Raw genomic sequence first — 12,311 nt, 5'->3', positions numbered from 1 at the left:
TTTGGCCGTAACCCAGCAAAATTTTGATTATTGTCTTGATTACTTGGTTAAAACCCAAGTGTCTTTACTGCCACCACCTTGAGAAGAATTAACCACTAAAGAACCCTTTTTCAAAGCCACGCGAGTTAACCCCCCGGGATGCACATAAATTTCATCACCCCGATGGAGAATATAGGGACGTAAATCCACATGACGACCTTCAACTTCCGTGTCAATTAAAGTGGGAACTCTAGAAAGACTTAACACCGGTTGAGCGATATAATTGCGGGGATTAGCAGCAATGCGTGGGGCGAATTCTGCCCTTTGTTCGGGGGTAGCTTGAGAACCGACTAACATCCCATAACCTCCCGACTCATTAGCGGCTTTCACAACTAACTTATCGAGATTATTTAAGACATAATCTAAGTCCTTTTCTCGCCAACAAAGATAGGTAGGAACGTTATTTAAAATCGCTTCTTCTCCCAGATAATAACGAATCATATCGGGGACAAAAGCATAAATAACCTTATCATCGGCGACTCCCGTACCAGGGGCATTAGCTAAAGCGACGCGGCCTTCCTGGAAAACTTTTAATAATCCGGGTACACCCAACATCGAATCGGGACGAAAAACCGCCGGATCTAAAAAGTCATCATCGAGGCGACGATATACCACATCTACCCGTCTTAATCCCTTGGTGGTTTTCATTTGTAGATAACCATCAAAGACGACTAAATCACGCCCTTCCACTAATTCTACCCCCATTTGTTGGGCAATAAAAGAATGTTCAAAGTAGGCAGAATTATAGGTTCCGGGGGTTAAAACCACCACGGTGGGGTTAGGCAATTGGGGCGGGGCTAAATTAAGGAGAGTTTCCAACAGATGGGAAGGATAATCATCCACCGGTTTAACATTCATTGTCTGGAAAATATCGGGGAAGGTGCTTTTCATTACCCGACGATTTTCGAGGACATAGGAAATACCGGAAGGAACCCGCAAATTATCTTCTAAAACGTACCATTGACCATCTTTATCGCGGACTAAATCGGTTCCCGTGATGTGACACCAGATACCTCCGGCGGGTTTTAGTCCCACACAGGGTTTCAGAAATCCCGTCGCCGAGGCGATTAATTCGGGGGGAATAATGCCATCTTTAATGATTAACTGGTCATTATAGATATCGGAGAGAAAAAGATTGAGGGCTTTGATGCGTTGTTTCAGGCCTCTTTCTAAATAATCCCAGTCCTCAGCTGCGACAATTCGGGGAATAATATCAAAAGGAAAGATTTTTTCTACCCCTTGATTGTCGCTATAGACATTGAAAGTCACCCCCAATTCAAACAGGGCCGACTGAGCGGTTTCCCGGTGTTGTTGAAGTTCTCGGGGCGGCAGATTCTGCAACCATTTGATTAAAGGGGACGAGTGGGGACGAGGTTGACCATCATCTAAGAATAGTTCGTCGTAGAAGCCTTCGGGATCGTAGGTATTTAATAGCACGCTGACCTCATTCCATACCGATACTTTTTTGCTAACATACATTAACAATGCACTCTAAGAGAGTCTCTTAAAGAGGGGGTATCTCCCAAAGCACGAAGAAAAATTCCTCGTGCGCCATTAATATCTCTATCCATCGTCTTGCCATCAATCTTGGATTTAATGACTTTTTTTCCACCTAAGTTATGTATTAATTCACCAGTCCAGCTAACTGTTTTCGACGTATAGGCTTCACAGCAGTCTATTACTAATTTACCCATCTCAAAAGCCTTATGCTTGAGAAATTGCTTAAATCGGTAATGAGACCAGTTAAGCATCTGTCTAACAGATTTTGAGCGAATCTTCCTGCTATTTTTTAGAACCATTTCTGACACTTCAAAAGTAGGCAAAAGAATCACATCAAAGTTATCAACTAGGAATCTAGCAACTTGATGATGAAGTTCATCTACTAAATTCCTGATTTTATTTCTTAGTCGATTAGATGCTTTTCGATAACGGTTTCTGGTTTTAGCATTAACTTTGGTAGAACGAGAAATTAAATCATCAAGGTGATAGCATAATCGTTGGATTTTACCTATATCCTGACTCCCGATTGAGCCAAAACTATTAGGCGAGAATAGTGCCAGAAAATCTCTAACACCGGGGTCTAGGGCGACAATGCGTCCTTGGTTATCGGATTCGCATCGTTGCACCTCATGGGGAATAGCTAAATAGTATTGTCCATTTCTGGATACTAATCGGCTATCCCCAAAATTGTCGGGCAGTGATTCGGTGAAGCGTATTTGCCCTAATTTTGTGTGATATATTCCTTTTTCTGAAATGGCTGACTTAGGAATATAACAGGATTGCTGTTTATCTTTACGGGAACGGAATTTTACTTTCTGGATTTCCCCAGTTTTTTGATATTTTCTTTGAGCATTTTTAACGGCTTCACAAGCGTCTTTGACTGCTATTGATTTAATCTGGTAGGGGACTTCTTTAGCCCATTCTGGTAAATCATTAATGATTCCCGTCTTGATAGCCTTCCAATTAGCTTTTCTATCTGGTTCCTGTAGATATTTAATGGTTTGGTTGAAGACAAACCGAGATACTCCCCACCAGTGTTTCATCAGTTTCTTCTGTTCTGTTGTTGGATAAATCCGCACTTTCTTTGATTTTTTGAGCGTACTTCCTGAGTCCGGGCATTCGGCAAGAGAAGATGTGAAGTATTTATAACAAGTCTGCTGTAAGTTCTGATTCGGGACTATGAACAGTTTGGTCGAGAACCAAGATTTTGCTACCGTTTTGTTCGACCATGTACTGTATAAGCTCGAATCTAAATCGGCATAATCTGTCCAGTGTGGACATAACAATTGTGAGTTTATTTCCCCACAATAATCTGTCCAGTGTGGCTCTAAGTCCTTTTCTTGGGAAGTTAAACCCACTAGCGATGTCTTGGATGATTTCTGCCTCTGGATAGAATCCGCGCATAAAGCTGACTTGTCTCTCAAGGTCATCTCGTTGCTTGATGGAACTGACTCGGCAGTAGCAAACAAGGGAAGCTCTAGCTGCACCATTGACGTAAGACTGGACATCGTACAATCGTTGCCCTGCTTCGTTTTTGATACTTTTGATTTTCCCTTCATCGGCATATTCTCTTAATGTATTGGGATGTAATCCCCATAGCTCAACGGCTTTTCTTAGGGTCACAAACGTTCGCCTAAATAGTGGCGTATGTAGGTCAATGTGAGCAAATCAGTAACTAGCTGTCAACCTTACCTATTCCCAGTGTCGGACAATTGGCCCGATTTTTTGTAGTCTAGGAGACATTTTAAGGGAAATTTTAGGAAGTTACGTTTTTCGGGTCTAGCGATCGCCAATTGATCCCCACCGGTGGAGAAACCTGACAAGAGCGAGAATTAGCCCTGAAAACTGTGTTACATTTTTTAAAGGTCACACCTTAAATCTTTCATTTTTCTTACTGGTTACGCGATGTTTACCAAACAAGTAACGGATTCTAAAGCCTATCAATGGTTTCAGGAACGCTTAGAAATTCAAGGGATCGCTGATGATATCAGCACCAAATACGTTCCCCCCCACGTTAATATCTTCTACTGTCTGGGTGGTATCACCCTTGTGTGCTTCGTGATCCAGTTTGCCACTGGTTTCGCCATGACCTTCTACTACAAACCCACTGTAGCAGAGGCCCTCTCCTCCGTACAGTACATCATGAACGAAGTCAACTTTGGTTGGCTAATTCGTTCTATCCATCGCTGGTCTGCCAGTATGATGGTCTTAATGATGATCCTGCACGTTTTCCGCGTCTATCTGACCGGTGGCTTCAAAAAACCTCGCGAATTAACCTGGGTCACTGGGGTTGTCTTGGCCGTAATCACCGTTACCTTCGGTGTCACCGGTTATTCCTTACCCTGGGATCAGGTGGGTTACTGGGCCGTTAAAATTGTTTCCGGTGTACCTGCTGCTATTCCCGTCGTCGGTGATCAACTCGTCACCCTGATGCGCGGTAGCGAAAGCGTCGGTCAAGCAACTTTAACCCGTTTCTACAGCTTACATACCTTTGTACTACCCTGGTCGATCGCGGTCTTCATGTTGCTACATTTCTTGATGATCCGTAAACAAGGCATTTCTGGGCCTCTATAATTCAGAAAAATATCTCTGTCGATCCGAAATCATTTTTAGGAGACATTATCCATGTCCACATTAAAAAAGCCCGATCTCAGCGATCCCGCTCTGCGCGCTAAGTTGGCTAAAGGGATGGGTCACAACTACTACGGTGAACCCGCTTGGCCTAACGATCTACTCTATGTCTTCCCGGTAGTTATCTTTGGTACGATCGGACTCTGCACCGGTTTAGCGATTATGGATCCCACCATGATCGGTGAACCTGCCGATCCTTTCGCTACTCCCCTAGAAATTCTGCCAGAGTGGTATCTTTATCCCGTTTTCCAAATTCTCCGTATTCTTCCTAACAAACTCTTAGGTATCGCTTGCATGGCCGGCGTTCCCCTAGGCTTGATGTTAGTTCCCTTTATTGAAAGCGTCAATAAATTCCAAAATCCTTTCCGTCGTCCCGTCGCTACCGCTATCTTCCTATTTGGTACTGTGGTCACGATCTGGTTAGGTATTGGTGCCACTTTCCCCATCGATATATCTTTAACTCTCGGTTTGTTCTAAGTTACTGAACGCCACCGGTTTGTTGCCCACGCTTGTGATTCCTGACTTTGGAAGAGCGATCGTGGGCAATTTTAATTTTGATTTCTTCTAACGGGTAATTTGTTGTACCAAAGCGATGACATCGCTGCGGCTGAGTTTTTCCTTACCTAAAGCTAGGACTTCGAGAGTGCCATGGGCTAAAGCGAGGGGAATCTTACAAAAATCAAGTGCCGGCCCATTAGGCAGCGATTGAGTGTAATAATCGGCTAATTTCAGATTACGACGGGCATAATTATGAATATCACTAATTGTCCAACCCTGGGGCAGAAAACTTACCCCCCGGCGCAGATCCTCGCCATGGTTGCGGGCAATATTAACCGCTTGTAAACCCCGACCAAAACCGATGGCATAACTGCGATTAGTTTGAGTGCCGTCGTACCAATTCCAGAGGTCAGACAGCAATAAACCCACGGCACCGGCCACACTAAAGGTATATTGATCTAATTCTATTTCTGTGCGAATATCCCAGTTATTCCCAGCCCAGTAGGCCATGCGATCGGCCATGGCCGCCGTGGCATCCCAAACCCGGGGGGCGATCGAATCCGGTGCTAACAGGGCCCATTCGCCAATTCTCAGGGTTACTTCCGGCAAAATCTCCCGATGGACTAAGCCAAAAGCAAAGTCCTCTTTGGTGGAATTTTCAGTACCTGCTTGTAAATTCAGGCTAATTTGTCTTAATATCTGGGATTTACTGAAGTTATCTAGGTCGGGATGGTCTTCTACTTCATCGATCGCCCTCATACAGAGATAAGCTGAGGCTACTGCCTCGAGCAGGCGATCTGGTAAACGACTTATGGGAATATAAAAAGTTCGACTCGTTTCTTGCAGAATCGTTAAAGCATTATCGCGCAAATTCATTCAGTCCTCTCCTCACGCCAACTTAGGTAACTACGAGTTAAACCAATCCGATAGATCGGTTTAGGTGATTCCGATGTTCCTAAGACAAAGTTGCTGTCTATTGTAGTATTATTATTCAAAATTTCGAGATTATTCTCGAAAAAATCAACCTTTAGGGTCTTCTTGACAATTTTTCTTTCTGGGATAGCTGAAGGACAATTACGGGAATTTTTCGAGATTACAAGCTTAAAAAGTAGTTTTTGCCCGTTTTTAAGCAGTATTTTGCGGCTTCATGGCAAGGATTGAAAGGAGATCACTTGTAAAACCGGTCCGATCATGGCCAGAGTCATCACATCTGAGCGAATTTGACCTATAACTGTCACTTTTGCCTTTTTTTGGGTTAATTCGGCGGGAGGTTCCATTAATTCGTAGGTTTGACCGTTATCAGCAATTAATGCCCAAGTTCCCGTGCCTATTTCGATTCTTTTTACCTGACCGGTTACAATAATATTCATGATTTAATTTCGCTCATCGAGGCGATCGCAATTGCTGCCCCTGTCACAAGCATTCTATCGATATCTTTCCTCGGCATTGATTGCCAATTCTGCCGGACTTTAACCCCATAAATCAGTTTTTTTTATCTAAAAAGCGCGCTAAGAGGGAGGCCACAGCCGCTAAAATTATTATTTCTCGATCGGATTGTCTCATAACTATCTGAGTATAAATTACTAATCCTAGTCTATACCACATCTAACCTAGGGTTAAATTGATCTAAATTATTTTATCCATAGATAAAAAGCTATAAAAGTTATCGGAAAAATCGGGTCTAAAACCTCGCCTTAAGGCGAAAAGTTTTTGGAGCGGGGCATAAATCCCCGTTACAAAAACGGCCTGCTGCCCCCTACCCCCTGCCTCCGTTAACGGCAAAAACGGCGAAATCTTTGTTTGGATTGCCCTGTATTATTTGTTCAGGAAGCCCTAACACTAATTAGGGCTGGCTGAATAAATCTAAAAACCTTGTTGGGTAAGACTTTTAGACCTTTTGTCAATCAAAAAGTACTGGATCTGGGAGTGATCGGGGGGAAATTTAGGCACTTTTTCCCTGAAAATTAGGTAATTGGCCACCTCAAAACTGGTAAAACCCCACACCCCACACCCCACACCCCACACCCTGCCCCCAGGAAAAACTTTTTGCCGCAAACCCTAATTAAGCCTAACTGTTAATAGCGTAATGATAGGCACTACCATTAGATTCCATGGGTGTCAACCATTGGGAGATAGTTTCTAGTTTTTGACGGATTTGATCGAGTTGATCCTGCACGGGTTGCAGGAAAGTTTCGTACTGTTGTACCTGAGTTTTTAAACGCAATAATGCCAGATTAGCATCGCGCCATTGTCGCTCCTGTTCTTCAAATTCACGAGTTTTTTGCTCTAAATCCGACCATTGACCGTCAATAGTATCTCTGTTTTTTGGTAAATCCTCTTGTAGTCCCTTGATTTCTGCTGCTAAACGTTGACTTTCTTGGAGATTATTTTGATAATTATCGGCCAACAGAATTAACAATGGTTCAAAGCTACATTTTTGGGCATCTTCTGGGGATAAAATCCCCTGTCTCCGTTGCAGCATTTTCAGATGTTGAGAGCGAATAGCTTGCCTTTCCTGGAGATTACGTCTTTGTCCGACCAAAGTTGCCGCCAGCATTCCTTTTTTTTCCTGTTCCTCGGCTAATTCGGATTCTAAATTAGCTCGCTCGGATTCATCTATTGTGGCCATTCTTGCTTCTAATTCTTCCACGGTTTGGCATTGGAGAGTTAATTCTTCCTCTTGGTCGTTGACAAAAATTTCCCAGCGCTTGAGGTCTGTTTGTAAGTTCTTAACTAAGCTCTCCAATTCTTCTAAAGGCATTTTTTCAAGAGCTTCTAGATCGATTTTACCATCAAAATCTAGTTCTTCCCCTTGCAGGAGACGAAGGAGCATTTGTCGAGTAGAATCAGTGGTTTGTAGGGTGAGGTTAAGGCGCTCGAATAATTCCTGTTTTTGATTCAGAACAGTTTCTTGTATTTGTAATTGTATTTGAGCCGTTTCCAAAGCATTGCGACTCGTCTGTAATTCCCTAGCTCTTTGTTCGAGATAATCGAGCATTTCATCGTTGGCGACCTGACGATTTTCTACAGTTTTTTTCTGCTCCTCTAAACTCTGCCAACAACTATTTAAAATTGTCTGTTGTTCCTGCACAGATTCAAGAGTGGAATGGAGAATTTGTGAGGGAGAATTGCCCCGATCATGATTATTAGCTAAACGCTCCGCTAGAGAGCGAATAAATTGTTGTTTTTCTGGGGAAAGATTGGGGTAGGAGTTACAATTTATTTGTCCTTCTTCCAGGTGTCGCTGTTGCTCGTTTAATTGTTGTTTTAGGGTTTCCAGTTCTTGTCTTTTGCGCTCTAAATAATCGAATTCTGCCTCTATTTGTTCAATTTGCTCGATTCTTGTCTCCATTTCCATTTTCTGGCGGTTGAGAATCTCGCTTTGATAGGTGAGGGATTGTTTCCACTGCTCGATTTTCTCTTGATCTTTCTTGCTGCGCTCCATCAAACGGGAAATCTTTTGCAGTTGCCGCACCATCTCCGCTCCCGCTAATTCCGGGTTTCCTTGCAGTTGACGATTATTGCTCAAATTTACCAAGAGAAGCGCACCTTCACCCAGGGAGTTAGTTTCGTCGTAGGTTAAGATATCTTCCCCCGGTATGGCACTCCACGTCTGATCATTATGCTGACAGGCCAATAGTTTCAATTCGGTTTTGTAACCACCGATAAAACCTCTAGTCTGTTTTTTTACTTCTGCAAGGTATAGCACGAGTAGTTGTCCTCCATAATAAAAGTTTTTTTGACTTCTCCGACCCATAAATGACGGAGGATTCTCAGCGGACTTCGCGTCTTTTTAGCTGACCAGCACTTGAATTTCTGAGGACGAGTCAAAACGCCCCTAGACACTCGACTTAAATCAAAATTAAGTGTTGTGCTTACTTTCCGAATTATGTTAGCTGCCCCATTAGCATCAGCATTAATATACTGATTTTGAGCAGTCCGATACAATCCTCTTTTTGTTCTCTTTCCTGATGGTTGCCACCCTTCGGTTTTTTCAACAAATTTAGGTAGCGAGTCATTGTCTAAAAATGAAGCTTTTGAGGTATAACTTTCTTCTGTTTCAATAAACTTAATCCCACAATGTTCACACAATTGTCTAATACGTTCTTTGAGTTTTGCTGTCGGAATTGAAACAAAAGATTGATGGTTCTTTTTGCCTAAATTACCTTCCCCCTTTTGGTCTTTGTTCCTTTGATGCTCAAGACAGTGATTAATAACAAGTCTAGCTGCTTTATTAACAGCATCTCTTATTTTTCGATTACGCTTTTCTGTGATTTTAGCGAGTTGAGTTGACCAAAATCCTTGAGGTTTTCCTTCTTTGAGAGTAGCTACCTGCTTGTGGTACCAACGATTAACAGACTTAAGATGCCTTCCATCAATTACAAAGCTAGTACCAAGACTAGAAACTCCTGTTAGCCAATTGTTTAAACCCGGATCTAAACCTAGTACATTATCGGGATTGACCTCAATCTCGACTGGTTTACTCTCATCAACAAACTCAACATAAAAACAATGATTTCTGGGCAGTATTCTTAATTCCTTAATTTCTTGAAACCTCAAATTGGAGGTCATTGGCCAATAGAAGCTATCAAGTCCAAACCATTGCTTAACAGTTTTTCCTAAAGGGATTCCAATTTGATTATCAACCCATTTTAGGGCTTGCTTGGGATAAGTGACAAGGAACAGACCTTCTTTTTTTATGTATTTAGGTAGATGAGGCTCATCTGTTAACTCTCCCTTTCTATATTTCTGGTTTAGCTCTTTAAATGATTTAAATGACTCAGCAACACTTCTAAGTATTTGCTGTGCTGCCTGAGAGGATAAAACTTGATCGTGTTTGTTGTTTTTATACTCTTTCTCTAAATCAAATTTGCCAATAATTTTCTGGGTTTTTAAATAAAGTTGACGGGCATAATAAATTCCACAGTTAGTCAGCTTATGAGACTCAGCACAAATTAACTCAAGGATAGCCTTTAAATGTTTATCCATGCTCATTAGATTTTGCTGGCATCTATACATTGTATTTTTACCTCCTGATGTTATACTAACATAAATGCACTAAGCTGTTCGTAATTTAAATTTCTTGTTGAGACGAGGCAAGAGGCACTCATGCAAGAGGCAACACCCCCCCCCGACGTCGGGGGGGTGGGGGGGGAGATTCGGCTAATCTAAGAATAAGCGGTTTAAATACGTCTTAGCTTAATTATAGCATTTCTCACACCTGTGGGGCATAATTAAACCTTTGCTGATTAAGCTTTTCAACATCGATAATGTACCTCTTGCGAATAGGAAACGCTATATATATGTATGAAGACTAAATCATTAACAATTCGTTTTGACCGCAGAAGAAATAAGCTATATTGATATGCTGCCCAGAAAGACAAAACCATAACAGCACTCATCGAAGACTGGATTGATAGTCTAAAATTAGAGGAAAAGGATACGACGGGTTAAAACCCGTCGAGTCGCATTTCATCCATTGCTTAAAAAGAGAATGGCTTTCATGCTCCCGTGTTATTTCGGTAATCGGTTTTAGAAAGAGTTGGCGATCGAGGCTAGGAGCAGCCCGTCTGTGGTTTCGGTGTAACCATCCGATCCCAAAAATTTTTTAATTTCTATCATTCGAGTTTTTCTTTTTGATTCATACATTTGTTCTCAATTTTCCCTCTTCCCCACTGGAAAATTTTTGGAGATTTTTCAGCGCAAATGTACTGTCCTAGTCTCAAAAAATTCGGCAGTCAATCTCATAAATCGGCTCGTGTTTTCTGACCCTTTTTACCTCTGGCTGCTGTGAATAAGCTGACTACACATCTAAATTATCGGTTAAGACGGCATGAGAGCTACAAGCAAAGATAGGGAGCTAGAACTTTTGTACTAAAAATCTCTAGGGCTGGTTTAAATTCAGTAAAGCTTACTGAAAAATATGTTACATAATTAGCTTATCAGATTTATTATTAGTGACAAGAGGAGGTAATACTAAATCCTGTTTAAAAGGTATAGGAGAGTGGGGTGTGGGGAGAAGGGAGCGCTGGAGATGCGGAGTGGGGAGCAGGGAGAAACAATTGATAACTTGAGAGTTAATCACACTATTAAAAACGGATTTGGTGTAAGAGAGCGTTTCTCATCAAGATGAAGTATGACGGCATTTGGCATCATCCCCAGACGACCAGCTACTGCTCCAGCCTTCCCCAGTTCCAGCCTTCCCCAAAACCCGATACTTTGTACCTCACAAGTAAGATAAATGCTTGTCCTAGACTAAAAGAAATAGGGTCTATTGGGGGAGATTCCGAGAAATTATGGAAGGAAGCTGCAATGAGAGCGAGATTCGCAGTATTTTACTGAGGAATTTCAACTAAAATCCTAAACCCCAACACCCTAAAACCTCACACCCAACCCCCAAACCCGAAAAAAATCTCTTGGCCGGTGGTTTTTAACGGTGGAATTGGGAACTATAGAGATGAAACCCGAAAGGGTGAATCAAGTCCTTGTTTAGAGAGAAACCCCTGATAAATTTCAGATTGCGTTGGAGGCAAAAATGAGAGAAATTTCCGAGCATCCGGTCAACGGGGACTATTATCGGGCATCTTTTGCCATTGTTGTTCTTGGCAGCCTAGCTAGGTAGGGAGTTATGAGCGAAATATTGCTGGTAGAAGACAGCCAAACGCAAAGGGAACTGATCTGTGATCTACTCCGCAATAGCGGCATTAAGGTCACGATCGCCACGGATGGGGTGGAAGCCCTCGAACATATTCAGAGAGCCAATCCGGATCTCGTCGTCCTCGATATCGTCATGCCCCGCATGAATGGTTATGAGGTGTGTCGTCGTCTCAAGTCGGATCCAAAAACCAAAAATGTCCCGGTGGTGATTTGTTCCTTGAAAGGGGAAGTCTTTGATCGCTATTGGGGCATGAAAATCGGAGCCGATGCCTACATTGTCAAGCCCTTTGAACCGATTGAGTTCATTTATACCATTAAACAACTGTTGCGCCGATAAAATCGCCCTCACCGGGGACAGTCTAGCTATGGCATAGGTCAAGACAGCTAAAAACGCCGCCCGAATTATTAGTTGCAAGAGAACTAAACTCATGCTTAACAACGCCGATTTTTTTGCTGGTAACGCTCAAAATATCGCCCCCGACAATCAGGAATTACAAACTCCCGTCGGTGAACTGTACTTGCGATTTTATCTACCCTCTCAGGACGAGTTTGCCCTTAGTGCCGTGGGAATTTGCGAGGTAATACAGCAACCACTAGATCGCATTACCCCCATTCCCAATGCTTCACCCTTGCTCCTCGGCACGATCAATCTCCGGGGTCAAGTGATCTGGGTGGCGGATCTCGGGCAATTTTTGGGGGATAGCAGCCGCTTAAACACCGATCGAGCCGAAATTCCCATAATTGCGATCAAAGAAGAGGAAACGATCCTCGGTTTAGCGGTGGAACGTTTGGGAGATATGGAATGGCTCGACCCAGATAAACTAGGTAGTGCCGCCAGTATTCCCGATCAGATCGCCCTCTATGTGCAGGGAGAGTGGATTCTGGGCCAAGAATCAAAAAAAACCTTAAGACTACTCGATTATCTGGCCATACTCCGTTTTGCCCGTTGGGCAGCTTAAAACCTGAAAAAAATAGCAGAATAGGAT

Annotated in this window: 12 protein-coding genes; 4 read left to right on the top strand and 8 right to left on the bottom strand. The window is 42.7% G+C overall.

Features of this window, described 5'->3' with window-relative positions:
- Positions 1-39: 39 nt before the first annotated feature.
- The 3 genes from MAE_RS14500 to MAE_RS32300 are packed head-to-tail and all read right to left on the bottom strand — an operon-like array spanning position 40 to position 3,162.
- Positions 40-1,476 carry a circularly permuted type 2 ATP-grasp protein gene (locus MAE_RS14500; RefSeq protein ID WP_041804777.1) on the bottom strand — a complete coding sequence of 479 codons (1,437 nt, stop codon included), beginning with the start codon at positions 1,474-1,476 and terminating at the stop codon, positions 40-42.
- A 41-nt stretch (positions 1,477-1,517) separates the two neighbouring features.
- Complete coding sequence (locus MAE_RS14495; protein WP_422730597.1) at positions 1,518-2,720, bottom strand: RNA-guided endonuclease InsQ/TnpB family protein; 1,203 nt, start codon at positions 2,718-2,720, stop codon at positions 1,518-1,520.
- Positions 2,683-3,162, bottom strand: coding sequence for an IS607 family transposase (locus MAE_RS32300; protein WP_197533156.1), 480 nt, complete (start codon positions 3,160-3,162; stop codon positions 2,683-2,685). Before MAE_RS32300 ends, MAE_RS14495 begins: the two co-directional genes overlap by 38 nt.
- Before the next feature lie 282 nt (positions 3,163-3,444).
- Here MAE_RS32300 and petB point away from each other — a divergent pair, with 282 nt between their 5' ends.
- Both petB and petD read left to right on the top strand, forming a co-directional pair.
- Positions 3,445-4,113 carry a cytochrome b6 gene (gene petB / locus MAE_RS14490; protein WP_002798126.1) on the top strand — a complete coding sequence of 223 codons (669 nt, stop codon included), beginning with the start codon at positions 3,445-3,447 and terminating at the stop codon, positions 4,111-4,113.
- A 51-nt stretch (positions 4,114-4,164) separates the two neighbouring features.
- Entirely contained in the window at positions 4,165-4,647 is a 483-nt protein-coding gene (gene petD / locus MAE_RS14485) for a cytochrome b6-f complex subunit IV (RefSeq protein ID WP_002738373.1), read from the top strand.
- An 87-nt stretch (positions 4,648-4,734) separates the two neighbouring features.
- Here petD and MAE_RS14480 read toward each other — a convergent pair whose 3' ends face one another.
- The 5 genes from MAE_RS14480 to MAE_RS14465 all read right to left on the bottom strand — a co-directional run bounded on the left by MAE_RS14480 (position 4,735) and on the right by MAE_RS14465 (position 9,687).
- Positions 4,735-5,544: a squalene/phytoene synthase family protein gene (locus tag MAE_RS14480; RefSeq protein WP_002798124.1), complete on the bottom strand. Its 810-nt coding sequence runs from the start codon at positions 5,542-5,544 to the stop codon at positions 4,735-4,737.
- Between the two features lie 269 nt (positions 5,545-5,813).
- Positions 5,814-6,038, bottom strand: a complete 225-nt coding sequence (locus tag MAE_RS14475; RefSeq protein WP_002798121.1) for a hypothetical protein — start codon at positions 6,036-6,038, stop codon at positions 5,814-5,816.
- A 493-nt stretch (positions 6,039-6,531) separates the two neighbouring features.
- Complete coding sequence (locus MAE_RS32295) at positions 6,532-6,723, bottom strand: hypothetical protein (protein WP_044034744.1); 192 nt, start codon at positions 6,721-6,723, stop codon at positions 6,532-6,534.
- 13 nt (positions 6,724-6,736) lie between these two features.
- The gene (hmpF, locus tag MAE_RS14470; RefSeq protein ID WP_041804133.1) at positions 6,737-8,377 is read right to left on the bottom strand and encodes a pilus motility taxis protein HmpF; all 1,641 of its coding nucleotides are present in this window, start codon (positions 8,375-8,377) and stop codon (positions 6,737-6,739) included.
- Positions 8,356-9,687: an RNA-guided endonuclease InsQ/TnpB family protein gene (locus tag MAE_RS14465; protein ID WP_012266256.1), complete on the bottom strand. Its 1,332-nt coding sequence runs from the start codon at positions 9,685-9,687 to the stop codon at positions 8,356-8,358. Before MAE_RS14465 ends, hmpF begins: the two co-directional genes overlap by 22 nt.
- Before the next feature lie 1,609 nt (positions 9,688-11,296).
- Between MAE_RS14465 and MAE_RS14460 the strand changes: the two genes are divergently transcribed.
- On the top strand, positions 11,297-11,662 hold the full coding sequence (locus tag MAE_RS14460) for a response regulator transcription factor (RefSeq protein ID WP_002798118.1): 366 nt from the start codon (positions 11,297-11,299) through the stop codon (positions 11,660-11,662).
- Between the two features lie 91 nt (positions 11,663-11,753).
- On the top strand, positions 11,754-12,284 hold the full coding sequence (locus tag MAE_RS14455; RefSeq protein WP_002798117.1) for a chemotaxis protein CheW: 531 nt from the start codon (positions 11,754-11,756) through the stop codon (positions 12,282-12,284).
- Positions 12,285-12,311 lie beyond the last annotated feature (27 nt).

The sequence above is a fragment of the Microcystis aeruginosa NIES-843 genome (assembly GCF_000010625.1).
Lineage (GTDB): Bacteria > Cyanobacteriota > Cyanobacteriia > Cyanobacteriales > Microcystaceae > Microcystis > Microcystis aeruginosa.
The sequence above is the reverse complement of the archived record's forward strand: the minus strand, read 5'-3'. Positions and strand labels throughout refer to the sequence as shown.